Here is a 21,475-nt window from a genome sequence, read left to right as displayed (position 1 = left end):
GCTCTTGCACGTGCTGTTCGAGTTCAGACGTTTCCACAGGGGCAAGGACGACGCGTTTTAGCGAAAAACAGCGAATTCAGTCCTTTCGCATGCGTGCAACCAATGCGAGCAAGCGGGCATTCATTTCCGCAGCCTGCAAATGCGCGTGCCAACCGTGACCAGGAAGCAGCCATTCGAAGCGATACGCGGCCAACTTGCTGAGCGATTCGGTGAGCGCTGTCCACGAGTACCAGCACGCGTCCCTGAACGCGACGAGGTCCTGCTGGCGTGGGCTCCAGGCAAGCGAATCCCCCGAGAACAGCACGCGATCATCGAGCTGGTACACGACGCTACCCCGAGTGTGCCCGGGTACAGGGATCGCGCGCGCGCCGGCCGCAATGTTCAGTGCTGAACCGTCGTCGAGCAGATCCGTCGCATATGGGGCGGCCGACACGTCCTCGCGGTGAATCCAGACGCGCGCGCCGAATTGACGCGCGTATTTGTCCGCGTCTGCGACGTCGTCACGATGCGACAGCAGAATGTGCGCAATACCGCCAGCGCCGTCAAACCATTTCACGAGTTCCGCCGCATAGCGCGGGGAGTCGATGAGTAGATTGCCTGCCGGACGCGCGGCAAAATAAGAATGTGCGCCAAACGACGACCGTGCGTTGAATCCACAGCGCCACACGCCCGATGTGATCTGCTGCGGAAAGATCGCTGCGTTCGGACGAGGCTGTTTCGTTTCGCTGCGTACCGACGCCGTAGGGCATACGAGCACCGCACGCCAGGCATCAAGCTGCTCTTCCGGTGTGGCCGGCTGCCGAACGAAGACACTCTTGTCGTTGCGCTCGACAATCAGCCCAGGCGCGACGTGACGAGATGCACCGCAATTGATGCATGCAGTGTCGATGTACCACTCTCCTGAAGCAGAGTCGGCATTACGTATGGGCTTCATCTGATGCTCCCGGGCTGACGTGCGCATCCGCCGGCTCGACGCTCGTTGGCGTCTCGCGGTCGTTGGAGGGATTGTTACACGATCATTGATGTACAGGCGGAAACGGCTCGTTCGCCACGCCCTTGTCCCGCGACGAAGCCTTGTCTGCGTTTGGCGCATGAATTACCACGGCTGGCTACGCTTGCCGCAACAGACACCCCTACGCGGCACTTCGTCTGCTCCTGGCGCGGCCGCTTCTGCTCGTCGAAGTAACCAACTCCTCTGCTGTGAGGAAAAATTGACTGTTGTCCGCGAGGCGCGCAACGATGAAGTCGATGAAGGTTCTCACGCGGAGCGGTTGTTCCGTCCGGCGACGGTAGTAGACGTAAATCGACTCGCGCTGGGTCAAATGCTGAGTGAGCAAAGGCACGAGCCGTCCAGCCCGGATGTGTGAGACGGCCGAGAAGCTTCCAAGCTGCCCAATTGCCACGCCGGCCAGTACCGCTTCGGTTTCCGCGTCGATATCGTTCGAACAGACCGAAGCAGCCATCTCCCGATACACAATCTCCCCGCCCACCATAAATTCCCACGGCGCCTGCTTGCCGGTGTTCGCACGCCGGTATCCAGAACAACGATGCGCATCGAGCTCGTCCACGGTTTTCGGCGTGCCGTACCGTTCGAGATAGGCTGGCGACGCGCATACGATCAACTGAATCGGTAGCAGTCGCCTGGCAATCGCCCCCTCGGAAGGCGGGGACCCGCCGCGCAAGCCGACGTCGGCGCGATCGCTGACGAGGTCCGTGAAATGATCGTCGAAGCGAATATCGATCTGCACGTCAGGGTATAGCGCCGCAAACTCAAGGATCGATGGCCAGAGTGCAGTTCGCCCGAGCGCCGTCGGAGCGCTTATCCGTAGGGGCCCCGCAACTTCTTCCCCTGAACGGCGAGCATCGTCAATCGCGGACGACAACATAGCGAGCGCTGGCTCGACACCTTGCAATAGTCTTTGCCCCTCTTCGGTCAGACTCAACTTTCGCGTTGTCCGATGAAACAGCCGGACGCCAAGCGACTTTTCGAGCTGCATGACCGCGTGGCTCGCGGCCTGCGGCGAGATGCCCAGGTCTGCGGCTGCCCGACGGAAGCTGCCGAGCGTTGCTGCCCGGACGAACACCGAAATCGCCCGGACCTCGTTCATGGCTGACTCCATTCGCAAATATTGGTTGATTATGAGTCTAGCATTCGATGCATGGCGGCTGTTAATCGCGCGCCCTATGCTTCTCTTCACATTCACCACGAAACGGGAGCAAATCATGAGCAACGCTACGCAGCACCGGTTCAAGCGCGTCTGGTTCGTTACGGGCGCCTCACGCGGGTTGGGCGCACTGATCGCACAAGCGGCCCTGGCGGACGGAAATGCAGTGGTTGCGGCGGGACGCAACGTTCGGGCGATCATTGAGCGTCTCGGCGAATCACCTGCGCTGTTGCCGGTCGCGCTCGACGTAACTGACGAGGAGCAGGCCAAAAGAGCCGCGCAGGCAGCTTTGGCAAAGTTTGGCAGGATCGACGTGTTGGTCAACAACGCCGGCTTCGGACTGCTCGCAGCCGTAGAGGAATCGGCCGACGCAGACGTGCGTCGCAGGTACGACACCAACGTTTTTGGACTGCTCAATGTCACGCGTGCGGTGCTGCCAGTGATGCGGGGACAGCGCTCGGGCCATGTGAACAACGTGTCCTCGATCGGCGGCTATCGCTCGGCGGCGGGATTCGGGGTGCATTGCTCGACGAAATTCGCCGTCGAAGGCATTACGGAAGCGCTCCACGCGGAGTTGAAGCCACTCGGCCTTTGAAAAATTGCGCTGAGCACCGCCGATGGTCGATACGATGAGCGAGATCAGGACGAGTTCCACCAGAATCGCGGATATCACCGGGATCATCGAAGGGATCGCCTTCCAGACCAAAATTCGCGCGCGCCGCGCAAAGCCTTGTCCCGCCAGTCTCTGAGCAAACGCGCACTTTCTGACCCACCAGTTAACCCCCGCAACGCGATCATCACGCGCCGGACTGGACGGGACCGCGCAGGAATGAATTCGGCCTGATCGCCGCTCATCGACCCTGTTAGTTTTTGCGTTGATAGCGCCCCCATAGCCTCATGATCACCGCGTAGGCGAGCACTGCCACGATCAGTTCGATAGACAGCCACACCACGAAATACAAATCGCCGGGATCTTCAATACCGAGCCAATCCGAAGCACGCCACCACGCACGCGCTTCGCTTGCTGTCCACTTATTGGATAGCGGGATATAACGAACGGAAATAAGAAACAACCCGATAAACAGCGCGACCTTGAACAGCCTGCGGACAAGTGCGCTCGTCACTCGCTATTTCTCAACGTTGCCTTTTGCCGCGACAGTGCCGCCATAGCCTCATGATCACCACATAGGCAAGCGTCGCCACAAGCAGATCAGCCAGCAGCATGACCGGGATGTATAAATCATCCGGGTCGCGAATGCCAAGCCGATTTGCAGCGTGTAACCACGCAAGCGCCTGCCTTTCCGGCATCGGTATAGGGTATGTGTGGACGTAGGGCACGGAAAGGCAAAACAGGCCGACAAATAGCGCCACCTTGAACAGCCTACGGACAAGTGTTGCCATACGTGATGACCTCAATTGTTCCGTAGGCGCGAAGCCCCGAATTGCCGGCAGGAATGGTCATGGTGTGCAGCAGCGCGTTACGGATTCTCAGAAAATCCGTGCGGCTCGGAAGCGTAATACAGCCGAGTGAAATACCTTCGCCACCTGCCGGATGCAACCGGAATTGTCCGCGCTTGACACCATTAATCCATGTCACGTCGTCAATGAGTCCATCATCCCGATACAGTGCGAACCATTCGCGATGATGTACCGCACTCCCAATCGCTGAATTAACTGTGTCCTTTATCGAAGCCCAAGCTTGAGACCCGATACCGCCAGTGGGCCGGTCTACGATCCAGTATTTTCCGGCAGGGATCGGACCGTTACTTGGCACAGCCGTGCAGCCACCGCGATTGCGGTATTGATCGTTTCCAGAATACGCGTCGAACGTGCCGACACCGAAAATTGTGAGCGGTGAAAACTGCTCGTTGTTCACCAAAAACTTACCCTGATAGGCCATTGTCACGCCCCCTTATCCGCGCTCATTCCACGAATCGGTGTATTTGATATTGCCGTCAAGGTAATGCCACGTGATGCGGTCGTACATCATGGAGACCGCTTCAACGTGATTGAGTGCGGATGCCTGCGCCAGCCTGGTATTAGCCATGCCGGGGTTGATGCCACACACCTTCACACCTTCGATCGTCATCACGAAATAGACTTCCTCTTTGCCTGCATCGTTGATGCGATACCACTTGATCTCGGCGGACTGCAGCGTTTGCCCCTTCGCCACGGCCTTGTAAAGATAAGGCGTCGCCGCATCGAACTCCTTTTCGAACGCAATCGGCGAGTGCGCACGCGCGCCGGTGATGTTGCCGTTAACCGCATCAACCGGCAGATTCACGCCGTGGCTGAAGCCGATAATTTCAATACTTCCCTCGCGATTCTGAACGGTTGACGAGCCTTTGATGTCTGCGCCGCCATCATCTTTCAGCCACATATGGGCAGGAATTGGCATCTTGAATTTTTCCTTGAATGGTTAAATGAGCGCTGCATGGTTACGACCTCATTTTTAATTAGGTATGCGCTACGAACGGACAATTTTTTACCCGGCTACGCAAGCATTTGCAACGGGGATGCTATGCACTATCAATACTTTGACGTGATTTAACAAACATCGGAAGTGTGACTGCGATCTGATCGAGCGCAGCGCGCAGGCAAAAAACCCGCGCGATGCGGGTCGGGTGGATGTCCTGCGATCAGGTCTCGGATCGCTGGCGCTTCGCCTTCCTTGGCGGCTTTATCTGCGCCTTGCCTGAGTCCGGGTTGTGCTGCAATGTGCCTGCCGCACAATCTGCGATCCATTGATTGACCTCGCTTTCACGCCAGCGCACCGCCGCCACGCCGACCTTGATGGGTTTGGGGAACTTGCCTTGCGCGATCTTCAGATAGATCGTCGATCCGGTCAGGCCAATACGCTGCTCGACCTCGGCGCGGCATAGCAGGCGCTCATTCATGCGCTGCGTGACCTCTTATCGCCGCGAGCCACCGGAAGGGTTGCCAGACCACGGCGATGCCCGCGCCACGAAAGAGTATGGCCTGGCCGAGCTCGACGAAATGCGTGGTGGGCGCGGCGAGCATGACGTTCTGGGCGAACTGCGGCATGCTACGCTCGAGCGTGGCCATGAAAATGCCCATCGAAGTGGTGGCGAACAGGTGCAGCGCCGCGCCAGCGAGAAAGAGCGCGACCGATCCTTCAATCGGTACGTGCAGCGCGCCGCGCACGATGAAGGTGAGCGAGAGCGCCGCTGCGGCGACGGCGGCTCGTCCGACACGCGTGTGGCCGCGACGCAGCCGACCTATCGGAAGCATGCGAGTGAAAACCAATGCGCTCAATGAGTTGAGTGAGTCATGAGCCTGTTGTCCACAGGCTTGTGCCCAGTTTCTGTGGGTATCTTGAGTGGTTATCGAAACGCCTGCAGAGAAGGTCGAACGGGGCGTGAGGACATCGTTTCCGTCTCCTCGAAGTCACGCCGGCGGGGCCGTTCACGGAACTCGGGGCGGGCAGCCGCTAGCTCGGGCGGCTGCCGTTACGACAGAAGCGATCTGGATAACAGCTCGGAAAAAACACGCAGCTTTAACCGCTGAAAATGCCCAAAACGGAAGTTATCTGGTTAAATTCCCGGAAGCCAGTCGAGTTCGTCCACATATACCGTCGATGCTCGCGCGCGGCAATCTATCCGCTGTCCAATATAGGGATCGTCAAGACACATGGAGAATCTTCTCGTCGAAATCAGTTCGGACAGATGGGCCTTCCTGCTGGATATGCTCACCGCGTTCTCGATTCGTCTGGGCGCCGCTGCGGGCATACTGGTGATCGGATGGTGGGTCGCGCGCCGCGCTTCGATGTCGCTGAGCCGGCTCCTTGCGCGTCAATCACGCATGGACGCCACGCTGCGACCGATCCTCTGCGACATCGGCCTGTGGGGCATTCGCATTGTCGCGATCGTCGGTGCGCTGTCGCAGTTAGGCATCCAGACGGCCAGCATCATTGCCGTGCTTGGCGCAGCCGGTCTTGCGGTCGGACTCGCGCTGCAAGGCACGATGCAGAACATCGCGGCCGGCATCATGCTGCTAGTGTTGCGGCCGTTCAAGGTCGGCGACTATATCGAGGGCGGAGCCGGCAGTGTCGCGGGCACGGTCGACGAAGTCAATCTGTTCACGACGCGTCTCACCAAACCCGACGGCATCTGCGAATACGTGCCGAACAGCGCGTTGTGGAGCAATTCGATCCGCAACTTCAGCCGTAATCCGATGCGCCGGCTCGATCTCGAAGTGGAGATCTCGATCGGTGACGATGTGGATCGCGCGCTTGAGGCGCTGCGCACGCTCGCCGCCGCCGACCCGCGTGCGCTCCGCGATCCCGCGCCGCAGGTGATGGTCATCCGCTTCGACGACAGCACGGCGGTGCTGAATATCCGCGTCTGGTCGAACACGGACATGTTCTGGACCATGCGCTGGGAACTCGCGCGCCGGGTGCGTCAAACACTGACCGACGCGCAATGTTCGCTGCCGTTGCGCACCCGTGAATTGCACATCGTGCCGAGCGCGACGGCCGCGTCGGTCACCGGCGCAGCCGCCGGTCAGGCAGGGTCATCCGCGATCAGAAAACCGGAGCAGGGGGCGTAACCCCCGGTTCTTCGATCCCGCGGCATAGCGATCGCAGTTGTTCTGCGTTCCTTGCCGCGACAAAACCCTGCATGCAATGTCGTTCATCGTCTGTCCGATTCGCTCGCGACGAGCGGCGGTAGCGGGCAGTCGAGCGTGTCGCAAACGGCGCGGAGCAGCTCCGCTTCACGGACGGTGACCTGCTGGTTCGCCACGATGCAGCCCGCGCAGGCGGCGACAATCCGCTGCTTGATGGCCGGGATGGATTGATCGAGCGTTTGCAGGGCCGCGTCGAACCCGGCGAGGGTGCATTTCTCGCGGGGCGGCAAGCGGTGGGTGTGGTCGCCGCCAATGTAGCCGCGCATGCCGGTATCGAAAGCCCGGGCGGCCTGGTCGGGTTCCGGCTGGCCTTCCCAGGCCAACAGCGCTAACACCGTCGCCACCGGCTGCGCCAGTTTTTGCGGCGAACTGTGCATTGGACGCGTCTGACGCTGCGGCAGGAACTGGGCGTCGAGATGGCGATGCAGCACACAGCGGAGCGTGTACTCGAACAGGCTCAGCCGCTGGTCGGCGATCACCAGCATCTCGACCTGGGCGCGGAAAGCCCGGTGCTGGCGCGGCGACATCTGCCGCAGGGCTGGCAAGGTCAGGTCCAGCAGCGGCAACCGATGCGTGTCCGGCAGTACCTGGACAGGGACAACCAGCCGCAAGGCTTCCGCGAAGTCCTGGGGCTCAGCGTCGGCCTTCAGCTGGGTCAGCTGGAGTTCCCGCAGGTCCGCCCGCGGGTCCATGAGAAGAGCATAGACCAGGGCGCGAGCACTGAACGGCTCCTGTGCGGCGACCCGGAGCACCCCGGGCATGCTGTCGTGCAGCTCGTGGGCGTAGTCAATCACTTGTGGATCAATGTGGCCGACGCGGGACGCCGCATCGGCGGCGAAGCCCAAGACCGACATAGGTACCTGCGGGAGCCCCGGTAACGTGGGAACCCCGGCGAACGGCGGGACGCGGCTGGGGCGGGTGCCCTTGAGTTGTTCCCGATCGACATCGACCGGTCGCACCTCCGGGAACTGGCCGTCGAACGGGGGATTGAGCCGGCGGATGCGCTCGACGAGGGGCGGGTGGGTGGCCAGCAGTCCGGCGAACCCCTCGCCGGCGAAGGCGTTGGCGAAAAACATGTGAGCAGCCTCGGCGGCCCGGGGGGTGTCGATGCGCGACCCCTCGGCCAGCCCGCCGATCTTCTTGAGCGCCCCGCCAATCCCGTCGGGGTTGCGCGTGAATTGGACGGCGCTCGCGTCGGCCAGGTACTCGCGCTGCCGGGACACCGCTGCCATGATCAGCCGACCGAAGAACGCTCCCACCAGTCCCAGCACAAACACGCCCAGTCCCAGTAGCACCATGCCGCCGCGGGAATCCTGTCTTCCCGACGAGCGTCCGCGGGACGCGAACATGAGGCTGCGGCCGATGATGGACAACGCCATGATCCCAAAGATCAGGCCGATCAGCCGGATGTTGAGCCGCATGTCGCCGTTGAGGATATGGCTGAACTCGTGCGCCACCACGCCCTGCAGCTCGTCACGGGTCAAGTAGTCGAGGCAGCCCTGGGAGACGGCGACCACAGCATCGCCCGGGGCGTAGCCGGCCGCGAAGGCATTGATGCCGGTCTCCGGCAGAACATATACGGGGGGCACCGGCACTCCCGCAGCGAGGGCCATCTCCTCGACGACGTTGAGCAGCCGCTTCTGCCGCGCGTCGGTGGTCGTGCCGGGCACCTCCTTACCGCCCAACATCAAGGCGACCGCCTGCCCGCCAGAAGCGAGCTGGGCCACCTTGAGCGCGCTGGCACCGCCGACCAGGATGCCCACCGCCGGCGCCGCGAGCAGGAGCATGTCAGGTTGCCACCAAGACACTGGCTCGTGAGCGCCATACATGCTGAGCGCCACCAACAGACCGTACACGAGGGCGATCAGAATCAGGATCGCGAGGACGAAATAGACCACCAGCTGGAAGGTCTTGCGCCGTGCCGAATCCTGCTGCTGAAAGAAATTGGTGGCCATGGTCGGCGCGGTTTTGAGAGCGTGAAGCGCACGGAATGTGGCGGTTCCGGGTTACCGGAACGACACCTTGGGCGCTGCGCGCTCGGCCTCTGTGGTTTCGAGCAGTGACGCTTCCTTGAAACCGAACATGCCGGCCACCATGACGGCTGGGAAGACCTCGCGCCGGTTGTTGTAGTCGGTGGCGGCGTCGTTGAAGGCTTGCCTGGCGAAGCCGATCTTGTTCTCGGTCGAGCTCAGTTCCTCCTGCAGGGCGAGCATGTTCTGGTTGGCCTTGAGGTCCGGGTACGCTTCAGATAGCGCAAAGAGCCGGCCCAGAACGCCGCCGAGCTGGGCCTCGGCCTCGTTAAACCCCCTGATGGCCGCCGGGTCGCTGGGGTTGGCGGCGACTTTCTGCTCGGCTGCCATCGCGCTGTTGCGGGCCTTGATGACGGCGTCGAGCGTCTCCCTCTCGTGAGCCATGTAGCCCTTGACCGCTTCGACCAGGTTCGGAATCAGCTCGTAGCGGCGTTTGAGCTGCACGTCGATTTGGGCGAAGGCGTTCGCGAAGCGGTTCCGGGCGACCACTAGCCCGTTGTAGATGCCCATGAGGCGGAGCGCGAGCAGTAGCCCGACGCCCAGCAGCACGAGCAGGGTGACGACGACGGGACTCATTGGCTGTGACCTCCGACGAGAGGACTGCTGGTTTGGACCATCGCGCGACTATGGAAACAGGATAAGTGAAATGACATTTAATTCAATCAATTCGTCAAACTGTTATAAGACAAAGGGTGCGAATTAAGCGTGCTCCATCAATTCCTTTCATTCCAGATCTTGACTTCTATCCCGCGACAAAGATCGGGGCTGACCTGGTTACGGCCTGACTGGCTTCCGGCACGAAGGCGGCGCGTGCCAGTCTCCAGCACGATCGCGGTGGCAAGCGTTTGTCCAATGCCGGGTACTGGAGTAAAGAGGGCGCAGTCCGCGTGTGTGCGACGTTTTCCCGAAGACGCTTTTCCACGATGGCGATCCGTGCGGAGAGCGTCGTGATGACCGCGACGTTCGCGCGGACCGCGAGCGCAACGTCGTCGGCGAGATGCAACTGGTCGACAGGCGCTTCCACCCCCGCGGCGCCGAGGCTCTTGCCGAACAGAACGAGCGGGAGTCGACGCTCGCAATGGAAAGGCAGCGCGGGATCGTGCACGTCATTGTCGATGCGCCGGAGCTCGCGATCGTGCGGCTGCATGGCCGCAACGCGCAGACTTGGAGCGGCGCAGACTCGGCCGCCGACCGGTTCAACCAGGCGTACTCCGAGGACGATCTGCGCGCGCTCGCGCCGGAAATCGAGGCAGTAGCGAAGAACGTCGGGCGCACGCATGTCTTGTCAATAACTGCTATCGGGATGTCGCTCGGCGCAACGTGGGAATGATGATGCGGCTGCTCAACGCCGAACGGTAGGGGCTCGGAAGGCGCAGTTCGGCCGGGAGTTGCCGTTCGCGCAACACACAAAGTCGTCATTCCAACGGCTGGTTCACCTGGCGGATTGCTGTCGGTGGCGGGAGCCTCCCGAGGGGTAGCTGGCCAGCAATGCAGAGCAGCGCTCGCGCAGGAAGGCATTCAACGCGCTGATCGTCGGTGTCAGTTGCGCACGGTGAGCACAAATCAAGTGCAGCGGCGAAGGCTCGCAATACGCCGGCGGAAACAACTCCACCAGTCGACCTGCCTTCAGATCGTCGATGAGGTCCAGTCGCGACTTGTAGACAAGGCCTTCCCCGGCTATCGCCCAGCGACGAACTGCATCGGCATCGTCGCTGATGCGATTACCCGTGACTGCCACTGTGCGTTCGCCGCCAGGCGGGGTAAAGCGCCAGATCCGAGACCCTGACCTGGTGGATACCCTGAATCGGCGACATTTTCAGAAATTGCGCTTGCGCCAAAATTCGACTTCCCGCATCTTGTCTAGACAAGATGAAACCGCGATTGGCGCGCTACCGGGGCGGTCGGTACTTGAGGCTGGCGTCGCGCGGCGCCGCGCAAATCGTTCACGGTGCAACCAGGACAGTCATGACTGAGGCGGCGCGGGCGGGTGGAGAGGCGAAGCGGTTGAAGCTGCAGCGCAAGCTTGCGCCAGCATACGAACAGATAAAGCGCTATGTAATCGAGCGCATAGCCGATGGCACCTGGAAGCCTGGAGACGCAATCCCTTCGGAAACCGAGTTGGTCAAGGAGTCCGGAGTCGCACGCATGACCGTTTCGCGCGTGTTGCGCGAGTTGAGCGCACAACGTGTGCTCACGCGGCGGTATCTTTGAGGCCGAGCTTCGCCAGGTTGAATTGGCCTTTGCGAATGCGATGCGTCAACTCAATGCCTGCAAGAGTGATCGCGGCGTTCCTGAAACGGTTGAAGCCGAGCATGACATTCGTCCGCGACTTGATGTGGCGGTGGTCCTGCTCGACGTCGGCCTTCATCTCCCGCACAGCACGGTGTGAGGCGGCATAGCCATCGAGCGTGATGGTCTTTGGCGGCTTGCCCTGATGTTTGGTTGCCAACACTTTAATCTATTCACCTTCACTATTTGCGCCAGAACCAGTCGCTGTACATTGTGTCCGCCGTTGCCGTTTCGTCCGCATCAAAATTCGCCGCCGCCTGGCAATACAGATTTTTCTCTGCTTATACTCACTGTCACCTGAACGGCTCACGCCCAGGTCCCACGCTGCACGCCGACAAAAAACCACGACGTCAGTCGACAACACGGCACGCGACTCACGTTTCGCAACCGCAGTTCTTACATATCAGGTGGGACCTCTTATGCTAAATCGTGCTTTTGGTGCAGCGATTTCATCGTTGCTCGTGGCAGGCGCGGCAGCTGCACCGGCCATCGCGCATGCCGACGACAGCTTCGCGCAGGACGACGGCGCGTCGCATGGCCGGCCGGTCAAGGTGATGATCATTTCGATGTTCGGTCCGGAAGGCCAGGTGTGGCTCGATCATCTCGGCCCGTGGCAGGACATCACCGTCGCGGGCCTGTCTCCTGACTACCCTGCCGTACACTGCAATCGCAAGGAGGTCTGCGTGATGACGACGGGCATGGGGCACGCGAATGCCGCCGCGTCGATCATGGCGCTGACGTTCTCGCCGCGTTTCGACTTGCGTCATACGTACTTCATGGTGGCGGGCATCGCTGGTATTGATCCGCTTCAGGGCACCGTCGGTTCCGCTGCGTGGGCGAACTGGCTCGTCGACTTCGGGATTCAATGGGAAATCGACGGACGCGAAATTCCGCCGGGCTGGAATACCGGCTATCTCGGCATCAACACGACGGGCCCGACGCAGAAGCCGCCGCTCGACTATCGCACCGAAGTGTTCCAGCTCAATCCGGCGCTTTCGAACGCGGCATTCGCGCTGTCGCACAACGTGACGCTGACCGACGACGCACAGGCGCAGGCTGCCCGCGCCAAATACAACTATGCGCCCGCGAACCGTCCGCCGACCGTGATCCAGTGCGACACGCTGGCGGGCGATACCTGGTGGTCGGGCACCGATCTCGGCGAGCGCGCGCGGCAATGGACGAAGATCCTGACCGACGGCAAGGGCACCTATTGCACGACGCAGCAGGAAGACAACGCCACCTTCGAGGCGCTGACGCGCGCGGCGACCGTGCATCGCGTTGACCTGAACCGTGTCGCGGTGCTGCGCGCTGGTTCGGACTTCGACCGGCCGTACGCGGGCCAGTCGAGTGCGGACAATCTGCTCAACTACTCGTCGCAGGGCGGCTTCACGATCGCGATCGACAATCTGTTCCTCACGGGCAATCCGCTCGTGCAGGACATCGTCACGCATTGGGGCGAGTGGCGCGACGGCGTACCGCAGCGGTAGCGCGTTTGCGGCGTGGTGGAGGGTACCGCGTGCCGGTCTGCACAGCGCTCGTGCCCACCGTTGTCGTCTGCTGCCGCGGCGCGAGCAGTGGCCACGCCTACGCCAACGCAGACCGGTGGTGTGCTCGGAGCACTGGCATGCGACCTGACGGGATCTGACCGCGCCATCTCAGCATTTGTGCCCCTACCTCAGCGTGGAGGTACGTTCGGGTGGTCTGATCCGGCGAACGGCCGCAACTGCGCAAGGCCCGAACTGAGCCCTGCGGGCGCGGTGGCTGCGGCGGCCGCTGTGCGGGAGGTGGCGGCTCCGCGCGCGGCATGATGCGAACATAAGGCCGCGATGCGCCATGCTCATCGGCGTCCCCAGAACCTGCGCTGCACCTGCATCACTTCTTCCTCGACCTCGGCCACGGGCCCAACCAGTTCAATGCGCTTCTGGCAATGGTCGAAGACATACCGCGACGACACACTCATCGTGGGATTCTCTGCATGATTGCCCGTGGCTTGCAGCAGGCGCTCTTCCGTCATTGCAAAAACCACCCGCCCAATGTTGGCCCAATATGCCGTGCCTGCGCACATGCAACATGGCTCAACCGTCGTATAGAGCGTGCAACCCCACAAGAATTGCGGCGTAAAGTTGAGCGCGGCGATACGCGCGAGCACCGCTTCCGCATGATTGACGGAATCGACATTGCCCTGTTCTATTAGAACCGACTCCTGATCGGGCCCGACGAGTATGGCGCCAAACGGGTGACGGCCCAACAGCATCGCACGTTCTGCGATGACGCTTGCATGACGCAGATGGCGGACGATCTGCTCGCGTGTCGGCGCGAGCCCCTGCTCAGGGAACGCCGACGCGTTCTGTTTCGGGGAAATGGCAAGGCTCAAAGTGTGTCTCCTCCAGGTTGGCTGGGTTACTTCGGCAACGTGCCCTCGACCCCCTGCACGAACCAGTTGAGCCGCAGCAACTCGGCGTCGGGCAGCGACGTGCCGGCTGCCACCTTGATCGCGCCATTCTGATCCCTGATCGGTCCGGAGAACGGATCGAATCTGCCCGCGATAATGTCGTCGCGCTTTTGCGCCAGCGCCTTTTGCGCGGCAGGCGATACGGCTGCAGTGTTGATGTCAGCGAGGTCGATTGCTTTTTCCTTGAGACCCCACCACGTCGGCGCGTTGGTCCACGTGCCGGATTGCACCTGTTCGATCAGGTGAGAGTAGTAGACGCCCCAGTAGCTCACGCATGCGCCCAGTTGGGCATTCGGGCCGAACTTCTTCATGTCCGAGTCCCAACCGAACGCGTGCACATTCTTCTGCTCGGCAGTCTGCATTGTCGCCGTCGAATCGGTGTTCTGGATCAGCACGTCGGCTCCCTGGCCGATCAGCGTTTCGGCCGCCTGTTTCTCCTTGCCTGGATCGAACCAGCTATTGATCCATATGACCTTTACCTTCGCATTCGGATTGATCGAACGCGCACCCATTGTGAAGGCGTTAATGTTGCGCACCACTTCCGGGACCGGCACCGAGGCGACGAAGCCGAGCGTATTCGTCTTCGTCGTATAGCCGGCGACGAGCCCAGCCAGATAGGCGCTCTGGTACGTGCGCACGTCATAGGTCGCAAAGTTCGTGGCCTTCTTGTATCCGGTCGCATGCTCGAAGACGACGTCGGGATAATCCTTTGCAGTCTTCAGTTCGAAGTCCTGGAATCCGAAGCTCGAGCCCACGATAATCTTGTTGCCCTTGTTCGCGAGGTCGCGAAACACGCGCTCCGAGTCAGCGGATTCGGGTACGTTCTCGACGCGCGTGACCTTGATCTTGTCACCGAACCTCGCTTCGATCGCCTTCACACCCTGTTCGTGTGCGTAGGTCCAGCCAGCGTCACCGGGGTTGCCGAGGTAGACGAACGCGACGCCCATCGGCACCGCGGCGGTGGCAGTGGGGCTCAACGCGACATAGATGCCAAGCGCGGCTAAAAGCGTAACCGCAGGGCGCAGTGAGCGCACCACCGCGCGAGCGAAGTTTGTTCTCATGGAGTCTCCGAAGATGGGGAACTGGAAGGAGACGACGCCAGTCGTCCAGACGACTGGCTGCGTCGCGTCAGCGATGATGGTGAGTCAATATCAAGGCCGAAATATTGATTCGTTATGTGTTGTATAACGGAATGGATATGAAGCCATTGGGAAATTGGCCTGCGGATCGCGGAGTTCGAATAGGAGACCGCGCCAAAGCAGGGGCACTACGCGGCGGTATGGCGAGGGTTCTGGTGCAAATAGACGGTCTTGAAGAGATGGTTCCTATAGAAAAGATTTCTTATCGGCCTTCATCTCCCGCACAGCACGGTGTGAGGCGGCATAGCCATCGAGCGTGATGGTCTTTGGCGGCTTGCCCTTGCCTCGCTGAAAAAGGCTTTGGCCGCCTTCACGTCACGTTTCGCCCTGAGCAGGAAGTCAACCGTCTGACCCGCCCGATCCACCGCCCGATAAAGATAGACCCATTTGCCGCGGATTTTCAGGTAAGTCTCGTCGGCACGCCATGACGCGCCCGCTGGCGCGCCGAAACGGTTCCAGCGCTTGACGAACTCCGGCGTGTAACGCTTCACCCAACGCAGGATCGTCGTGTGGGCCAGCGACAGGCCACGCTCGGCCATCATCTCGACAAGATCACGCAGGCTGAGCTTGTAGCGCAGATACCAGCGCACGCACAGAATGATCGTCGCGGTTGAAGTGGCGGCCTGAGAACAGTTCGTCCATACTCTTGAGCTTGCTCATTGTCGGATGATGAGATCGGGTCGGGGGGCAACGCTTTAACCGATTCACCTTCACTATTTGCACCAGAACCGTTGCCTGTATCGCCAGCAAGAGCCAGCACTTCCGTCCACGATTGTGCCGACTTTGACACGGGCCCCTGAGCATAGATCAATGCCGAGGCGAGAGTGGCACGTACGCGCATTTCGGTGTCTGAGTCCACCGAGGCAAGGGGCAGTTCTTCAAGCGCATCGATGGCCTGCTCGGCACGCGTGCAGCATTCGTGAATCAGGCCCGCGTCGAGCAGCGCCTCTGTGAGACCTGCCGCGAGCTCGACTCCAATCCGCGTATCGCCATGCTGCGAGAACGCCCAATCGAAAGCGCTGCGTGCATCATCCAGCGACTGCCGGAAATCGATCTCCAGGTCCAATTGTTCAGCGACACTGTCAGCCAGACACGGTCGCAAGCAATGGGAGACATAGCGTGCATGGCGCGCCGCGATCAGCCTCTGCTCGCCTTCCGCATGCAGCTTCTCCAGCGCATAGGCACGTGCCGAATCGGAAAGGCGATACCTGCTTACCGGCCCCTTCAGCTCAATGTTGACGAGCGATTTCGCCACCAGATCGCCGATGCCGCCGACCGCGTCCGCCACAGCGTATTTCTCGTCGCACACCACCGCGCACATCGCATCGAACGTAAAGCCGCCGCTGAATACCGCGAGGCGCCTGAACAGTAACTGATGGCATGGATTCAGTATGGAGAAACTCCAGTCGAACGTCGCACGGAAGGTTTGATGGCGTGGCAGAGCGGTCCGGTAGCCGCCCGTCAGCAAACTGAAACGGTCGTGCAGATAGCGATGAACACCCTCAACGCCGAGGCCGGCGACGCGCGCCGCTGCCAGCTCGATCGCCAAAGGAATGCCGTCCAGCCGGCGGCAGATCTCGCCGATGAGATGAATTTTCTCGCAGCCGGCGTATGCATACCGTTGGATTGAATTGACGCGCAGCAAAAACAACTTTACCGCTGGAAACTGGACGATCTCCGCATGGGTTGAATGCGAAGACGGCACGTCGAGTGGCTCGACCCGGTACACCGTCTCTTGCATCAGGCGAAGCGGTTCACGACTCGTTACCATCACACGCAGAATTTCGCTTGCCGCTACGAGTGCGTCGACGATCCGCGCGACGGTGTCGATCACATGCTCGGCGTTATCCAGCACGAGGAGCAGACGTTTGCCGGAAACCGCCGCAGCCAGTTGCGCAATGTCGACTGCAGCATCGAGCGTGGACAGCCCGCATGCTTCGGCGACCTCGCATAGGACCGCATCTTCGGTTGTTGCCGTGGCAAGTTCGACAAAACACACAGCGCGGGAAGAATCGTTCGATGCCTGCCGTGCTACCGCTATAGCCAGGCTCGTCTTCCCTATACCGCCGGCTCCAGTGAGCGTCAATAGCTGCGTAGTCTGGATCAACGTGCTGATCTGCCGAACGGCTGCGTCGCGGCCTGTGAGCCGGGTTTCGCGTAGCGGCAGGCTACGTCTGAAGGCTCGGGACTCGACCGCAGGAGCCCGGCTCTCAACGGGTCGTTGTCGCAACTGATACCCGCGACCAGGGATCGTGACAATCAGGTTGCGATCCTCACCAAGTATTTTGCGTAACGCGGACAGATGGACCTGGATATTGTTTTCTTCGACGACGGTTTTCGGCCAGACACTATCCAACAATTCGTCTTTCGTAACGAGTCGTCCAGCGGCCGACACGAGCACGGCAAGAATATCGAAGGCGCGAGATCCGACAGGTACGAGCGTGCCGCTTTGGTGCAGCGTCCGCATCTCCAAATCGATCTGAAACCGGCCCAGGTCGATCATGCTGGTGCCGTAATTCGCGGGTCGCTCGGTAACCGTCATGTTTGTGCTCGCATTGATCGAGGGGAGTTGCGCGCCGGCTTATGCCGATGTCAGTCGCATTCCGGCTAAGCAGAGTAGTTGCCCGCCTGGTCTGCGCAAGCCTGAACGTCGCGGCGTATGTCTCCAGAAACAGCCTGTTTGATTTATCAAATCTCCGTGACATTGGAGAAAGTTTTGTCTCACCAGACTCGACAGCGCGCCTGCGCCCTCCGGCGGCTGTATTCCCTCGCGAAGGAATTGAGGATTCTGACGGACCGAGTCTGCCAGCTTTACTTTTGTTCACAAACTGGTCTACAAACAAAATTCTTTTGAAAGAAAATCAAGAATGAATATCACCCTCGACGAATTGGCGACTTTCATGGCCGTGGTCGATACCGGCTCGATGACGGCAGCTGCCCAACATCTCGACCTGACAGTGTCGGCGGCCAGCCGGACGCTGGGGCGCCTCGAGGAAAAGCTGAAAACGACCTTGATGCGCCGGACCACGCGCAGGATGGAGCTGACCGAGGAAGGGCGCGCGTTCCTTCAACACGCGCGCACCATCATCGATTCCGTGGAAAGCGCGGAGGAACAGATGGTCGCGCGGCGGGAAAACCCATCGGGGCTCCTGCGGATCAATGCAGCGTCGCCTTTCATGCTGCACGTGATCGCACCGCTTGTGCAAGGCTACCGCGTGCGCTATCCGCACGTTCACCTGGAGCTGAACACGAACGACGGCATCATCGATCTACTCGAGAGCCGCACCGATGTCGCTATTCGAATTGGCCGACTCAAGGATTCGACGCTGCATAGCCGGCTTGTTGGCAGTAGCCGCATGCGTGTTCTTGCGAGTCCCGACTATCTTGAGGCGCACGGACATCCGCGCGAGGTCGCTGATCTTGGCAAGCACGTACTGCTGGGCTTTACACAACCGGAGTCGCTCAATGTCTGGCCGTTGCTCGGTGCCGACGGTGAGCCGTACCGTATCGAGCCGAAGGCAAGTTCATCGAGCGGCGAGACGCTTCGTCAACTGGCGCTCGAAGGCGTGGGCGTTGTCTGCCTGTCGGATTTCATGACCGACCGGGACCGCGAAACAGGGCGTCTCGTGCAGATCCTCGCCCGTCAGACCAAGGACGTCCGTCAGCCAATCCATGCTGTCTATTACCGCAATACAGCCGTTTCTTCGCGAATAGCGTCGTTCATCGATTATCTGATGGGCGAGATTGGAGGCAACGGGGCGACTCAGCATCAGACTGCGTGGGCGCGTCAAGCTTAGCCCGGATCGACTACAGCCCGTGCCTGGCTATTTGCGAGGTTTAACGTTTCCAGTCGCTTGAACGTCCGTTGCGGAGAAATCCAACTGTTCCTTGTGGGTCGTGGACGATGGGCCGCAACAAGAAGGATCCGAAACCCCTCGACACGTCGGCGTTCAACACGCTGGTGAAGACCGCCTCAGAAGTCCTGCGCCGCCATGAGTAGCAACTGCGTGCGCAACTCCATAAAGAAGTGCGGGTGGCGAGCGCGGACGGTAATGACGAACTCGACATCACGCTGGACATCGTTGCGGACGACATCGAACCGTACGCGCTGCTGACCGCGCTCGACACCTTCGGCGAGCAGTTGGCGCAAGTGCAGGTCGCGCCCAGCTTCAAGCTCAGCAAGGCGAGCGCCGTGGCCTGGGTCGAAAACGAATTTCGCCGCCCGGGCTGGAGGCGGGGCAGGCCGGCTGACCAGGCTGACTCAAAAATTACTAAAGCCTGTCAATATACTTTCATATTAACTTCATAGAATCCTCGCGTCATAGCGGCGCGAGCGTGAACCATGTGGTTTGGGGCTGACTGCGTGCCGGCTGTGCATTCACCCACGCTACCCGAACCCTGGATCACGACAACATGGCAGAGCCGTTCGACATTTCCCGCCGCAAGGCCCTTAAACTACTTGCCGGTGCGCCGATGCTGCCGCTAGGCGGCATCGCCACGGCGTCGATGCTGACCGCTTGCGGCGGCGATCTGGCGACTCCGTCGGCCAATTCCGCCACGCCTACTACGCCTGCCACCCCGGTCGCGAACTTCACTTCGGCGTCTTTCACCAGCATGCCGGCGCCGTCGCTCGCCAACCCGTCGCTGATGGCAACCACCACGGTCGGCTCAGGCCTGACGGTTTCGTATTCCGACGGCTCCCAAAAGGCTTACAAACTCGCGTACCAGCCGTTCTTCATGACCGGCGATCTGGTCCCGGACGGCAACGGCGGCACCGTGCTGGCAGGCGGGTACTTCGACATCAACAACCAGCCGATCGACGACGATTCGGTGCCCGCGCAACGGCGCCAGTTCTTTTCGGACTCGCCGGACGGTACGTCGCTGCTGAAGATCGATGGCGCGAAGGTCGCCGGCGTAAAGGGCAACACGGTGTTCGCTGTGGTCCAGTTCGAATACACGACGCGCTCGCAGTCCGGCAGTGACATGTATGGCCGCCTCCCGTCGCCGATCGCGGTGCTGACGCTGGATCAGGATCCGGCCACCGGCAAGTTGACGCTCGTCAAGTATCACAACGTCGACACGTCGCCCGCGAATGGACTGTGGATCACCTGCGGCGCGAGCCTGTCGCCGTGGAACACGCATCTGTCGAGCGAGGAATACGAGCCGGATGCGTTCACGGCCAGCTCGAGCAATCTGGCGCAGTACAAGGCGTTCAACGATAACCTGTACGGCAACACGAACATTGCTTTCAACCCGTATCTCTATGGTCATCTGCCGGAAATCACGGTCAAGGCGGATGGCACCGGCTCGGTCAGAAAGCACTATTGCCTCGGGCGCATTTCGCACGAACTGGTGCAGGTGATGCCGGACAACCGCACGGTCCTGATGGGCGACGACGCGACCAACAGCGGCCTCTTCATGTTCGTGGCGGACAACGAGAAGGACCTGTCGGCCGGCACGTTGTATGTGGCGAAAGTGGGCGCGGGCTTCTCGGTCGATCCGGCCGCGGCGGGCGCGGACCTGACGTGGATCAGGCTGGGTCACGCGACGAGCGCGGAAGTCGAGGCCATGGCGAAGTCGAATCGGCCGCAGGACGTCATCGACGTCAAGTGGACCGATCCTGCCGACGCTAACTACCGGAAGATCTTCGCCGGCGGCACCGCGCAGTGGGTCAGGATCATGCCGGGCAAGGAGAAGGTTGCGGCTTTCCTCGAAACCCATCGCTACGCTTACCTGGCGGGCGGCAGCATGGGCTTCACAAAGATGGAAGGGACGACGGTCAACATCAAGGACAAGATCGCGTACTCCGCTTTGCAGAACATCGTCGACTCGATGGTGAAGGGCAACGCGAAGGGCTGGAACGCGGAGAGCAACATTTCCGTCGACGCCGCGATCAACGCCGGCGGCGTGCTTCAGCACAAGCTCGCGGGCGGCCAGAAGGATAACCAGGGTGCCGCGATCAACAGCGAGTGGGTGCCGGTGCACACCAGCGCGCTGCTGGTCGGCAAGGACATCGCCGCCGACGCGCTCGGCAACAAGGCCGACCCGGAGTTGGTCGCCAACCCGGACAACCTGAAATTCTCGGAGAAGCTGCGCACGCTCTTTATCGGCGAGGACAGCGGCTACCACGTGAACAATTTCCTGTGGGCGTACAACGTCGACACGAAGCAGCTCACGCGTCTGCTGTCGACACCCGCCGGCGCCGAATCGACCGGTCTGCATGCGGTCGACGAACTCAACGGCTGGACCTACATCATGAGCAACTTCCAACATGCCGGCGACTGGGGCAGCCAGCATACGCAGGCGCTCAGGGACACGCTCGATCCGCTTGTGCGCGCGAATTACAGGGATCGCTTCGGCGCATCGGTCGGCTATCTGACAGCAGACCCGACATCGATCAAGCTGGTGTGACGGCAAGGCTCGCAGAGATCCTCGCAAGTCTCATTGTGGGGAAATTGATGGTGCTTTGATCCGATACGAAAAGCACGGTTCGCGAGCGGTTCATCGCCCCCTCTCTGGAGGGGGTTTTTTATTGGAGCCGGGAGGCAAAGTTGTGTGTTCGCAAGACACTCTTCGAACTGTGACATAGACCTGCATTCAGGCAACTGCGTGGTGATAGTCAGCGACTACGGGGCGGATTGCGGTCGGCTGGCTCTTCGCTTCCCGCCTTACGCGCGACATTTTGGCGCGCTCGGGTGACGCGGCCTGTGGCGCAACGGCCCTCGAATGGAGCCTTGTCGTTGAGAGTTGTAA

At 60.9% G+C, this 21,475-nt stretch carries 17 protein-coding genes and 7 pseudogenes; 8 read left to right on the top strand and 16 right to left on the bottom strand.

Annotation, left to right across the window (positions count from 1 at the left end):
• Positions 1-76 precede the first annotated feature (76 nt).
• Together HDG32_RS26265 and HDG32_RS26260 are read right to left on the bottom strand one after the other, a co-directional pair.
• Positions 77-934 carry an MBL fold metallo-hydrolase gene (locus HDG32_RS26265; protein ID WP_184071992.1) on the bottom strand — a complete coding sequence of 286 codons (858 nt, stop codon included), beginning with the start codon at positions 932-934 and terminating at the stop codon, positions 77-79.
• A 199-nt stretch (positions 935-1,133) separates the two neighbouring features.
• Positions 1,134-2,108 (bottom strand): LysR family transcriptional regulator, encoded by a 975-nt coding sequence (locus HDG32_RS26260; RefSeq protein ID WP_090811886.1) that lies wholly within the window; start codon positions 2,106-2,108, stop codon positions 1,134-1,136.
• A 115-nt stretch (positions 2,109-2,223) separates the two neighbouring features.
• Between HDG32_RS26260 and HDG32_RS26255 the strand changes: the two are divergent.
• Positions 2,224-2,757, top strand: a pseudogene (locus HDG32_RS26255) (SDR family NAD(P)-dependent oxidoreductase); the annotation flags it as partial.
• 271 nt (positions 2,758-3,028) lie between these two features.
• Here HDG32_RS26255 and HDG32_RS26250 read toward each other — a convergent pair.
• From HDG32_RS26250 to HDG32_RS26225, 6 genes and pseudogenes are all read right to left on the bottom strand, one after another.
• Positions 3,029-3,289 carry a hypothetical protein gene (locus HDG32_RS26250; protein ID WP_184071894.1) on the bottom strand — a complete coding sequence of 87 codons (261 nt, stop codon included), beginning with the start codon at positions 3,287-3,289 and terminating at the stop codon, positions 3,029-3,031.
• A gap of 10 nt (positions 3,290-3,299) precedes the next feature.
• Positions 3,300-3,566 carry a hypothetical protein gene (locus tag HDG32_RS26245; protein ID WP_184071891.1) on the bottom strand — a complete coding sequence of 89 codons (267 nt, stop codon included), beginning with the start codon at positions 3,564-3,566 and terminating at the stop codon, positions 3,300-3,302.
• On the bottom strand, positions 3,547-4,065 hold the full coding sequence (locus tag HDG32_RS26240) for a DUF2778 domain-containing protein (protein ID WP_184071890.1): 519 nt from the start codon (positions 4,063-4,065) through the stop codon (positions 3,547-3,549). The genes HDG32_RS26245 and HDG32_RS26240 overlap by 20 nt, the downstream gene beginning before the upstream one ends.
• A gap of 12 nt (positions 4,066-4,077) precedes the next feature.
• On the bottom strand, positions 4,078-4,563 hold the full coding sequence (locus tag HDG32_RS26235; protein WP_184071888.1) for a type VI secretion system tube protein TssD: 486 nt from the start codon (positions 4,561-4,563) through the stop codon (positions 4,078-4,080).
• Positions 4,564-4,804: 241 nt separating this feature from the next.
• Entirely contained in the window at positions 4,805-5,062 is a 258-nt protein-coding gene (locus HDG32_RS26230; RefSeq protein WP_184071886.1) for an AlpA family transcriptional regulator, read from the bottom strand.
• A pseudogene (locus HDG32_RS26225) lies at positions 5,055-5,378 on the bottom strand (hypothetical protein); the annotation flags it as partial. The gene HDG32_RS26230 and the pseudogene HDG32_RS26225, both read right to left, overlap by 8 nt.
• Positions 5,379-5,816: 438 nt before the next feature.
• On the opposite strand from HDG32_RS26225, the gene HDG32_RS26220 reads away from it, so the two are divergent.
• Positions 5,817-6,734: a mechanosensitive ion channel family protein gene (locus HDG32_RS26220; RefSeq protein WP_184071884.1), complete on the top strand. Its 918-nt coding sequence runs from the start codon at positions 5,817-5,819 to the stop codon at positions 6,732-6,734.
• An 83-nt stretch (positions 6,735-6,817) separates the two neighbouring features.
• On the opposite strand, the gene HDG32_RS26215 is transcribed toward HDG32_RS26220, so the two are convergent.
• The gene (locus HDG32_RS26215) at positions 6,818-8,767 is read right to left on the bottom strand and encodes a M48 family metallopeptidase (RefSeq protein ID WP_184071882.1); all 1,950 of its coding nucleotides are present in this window, start codon (positions 8,765-8,767) and stop codon (positions 6,818-6,820) included.
• 51 nt (positions 8,768-8,818) lie between these two features.
• Complete coding sequence (locus HDG32_RS26210; protein WP_184071880.1) at positions 8,819-9,418, bottom strand: LemA family protein; 600 nt, start codon at positions 9,416-9,418, stop codon at positions 8,819-8,821.
• Between the two features lie 421 nt (positions 9,419-9,839).
• Between HDG32_RS26210 and HDG32_RS26205 the strand changes: the two genes are divergently transcribed.
• Positions 9,840-10,172, top strand: a complete 333-nt coding sequence (locus tag HDG32_RS26205; protein WP_221307866.1) for a DUF72 domain-containing protein — start codon at positions 9,840-9,842, stop codon at positions 10,170-10,172.
• Between the two features lie 102 nt (positions 10,173-10,274).
• On the opposite strand, the gene HDG32_RS26200 is transcribed toward HDG32_RS26205, so the two are convergent.
• Positions 10,275-10,616: a LysR substrate-binding domain-containing protein gene (locus tag HDG32_RS26200; protein WP_311540379.1), complete on the bottom strand. Its 342-nt coding sequence runs from the start codon at positions 10,614-10,616 to the stop codon at positions 10,275-10,277.
• A 191-nt stretch (positions 10,617-10,807) separates the two neighbouring features.
• Here HDG32_RS26200 and HDG32_RS26195 point away from each other — a divergent pair.
• Positions 10,808-11,041, top strand: a pseudogene (locus HDG32_RS26195) (GntR family transcriptional regulator); the annotation flags it as partial.
• On the opposite strand, the pseudogene HDG32_RS37305 reads toward HDG32_RS26195, so the two are convergent.
• Positions 11,034-11,288, bottom strand: a pseudogene (locus tag HDG32_RS37305) (DDE-type integrase/transposase/recombinase); the annotation flags it as partial. The pseudogenes HDG32_RS26195 and HDG32_RS37305 overlap by 8 nt on opposite strands.
• 262 nt (positions 11,289-11,550) lie before the next feature.
• On the opposite strand from HDG32_RS37305, the gene HDG32_RS26185 reads away from it, so the two are divergent.
• Positions 11,551-12,618: a purine nucleoside permease gene (locus HDG32_RS26185; RefSeq protein WP_184071878.1), complete on the top strand. Its 1,068-nt coding sequence runs from the start codon at positions 11,551-11,553 to the stop codon at positions 12,616-12,618.
• A 350-nt stretch (positions 12,619-12,968) separates the two neighbouring features.
• On the opposite strand, the gene HDG32_RS26180 is transcribed toward HDG32_RS26185, so the two are convergent.
• From HDG32_RS26180 to HDG32_RS37085, 4 genes and pseudogenes are all read right to left on the bottom strand, one after another.
• Positions 12,969-13,505, bottom strand: a complete 537-nt coding sequence (locus HDG32_RS26180) for a nucleoside deaminase (protein WP_184071876.1) — start codon at positions 13,503-13,505, stop codon at positions 12,969-12,971.
• Between the two features lie 26 nt (positions 13,506-13,531).
• Complete coding sequence (locus tag HDG32_RS26175) at positions 13,532-14,644, bottom strand: BMP family ABC transporter substrate-binding protein (RefSeq protein WP_184033114.1); 1,113 nt, start codon at positions 14,642-14,644, stop codon at positions 13,532-13,534.
• 359 nt (positions 14,645-15,003) lie between these two features.
• Positions 15,004-15,382: pseudogene (locus HDG32_RS26170) on the bottom strand (IS6 family transposase); the annotation flags it as partial.
• Between the two features lie 1,105 nt (positions 15,383-16,487).
• Positions 16,488-17,189, bottom strand: a pseudogene (locus tag HDG32_RS37085) (winged helix-turn-helix domain-containing protein); the annotation flags it as partial.
• A 400-nt stretch (positions 17,190-17,589) separates the two neighbouring features.
• Between HDG32_RS37085 and HDG32_RS26160 the strand changes: the two are divergent.
• From HDG32_RS26160 to HDG32_RS26150, 3 genes and pseudogenes are all read left to right on the top strand, one after another.
• A complete protein-coding gene (locus HDG32_RS26160) occupies positions 17,590-18,519 on the top strand; it encodes a LysR family transcriptional regulator (RefSeq protein ID WP_184071874.1) in 930 nt (309 codons plus the stop codon).
• A gap of 95 nt (positions 18,520-18,614) precedes the next feature.
• A pseudogene (locus HDG32_RS26155) lies at positions 18,615-18,950 on the top strand (hypothetical protein); the annotation flags it as partial.
• A 185-nt stretch (positions 18,951-19,135) separates the two neighbouring features.
• Entirely contained in the window at positions 19,136-21,133 is a 1,998-nt protein-coding gene (locus HDG32_RS26150; protein ID WP_184071872.1) for a PhoX family phosphatase, read from the top strand.
• Positions 21,134-21,475 lie beyond the last annotated feature (342 nt).

It is taken from the genome of Paraburkholderia sp. CI2 (assembly GCF_014201055.1).
Lineage (GTDB): Bacteria > Pseudomonadota > Gammaproteobacteria > Burkholderiales > Burkholderiaceae > Paraburkholderia > Paraburkholderia tuberum.
This window is presented reverse-complemented; position numbering and strand designations above follow the sequence as displayed.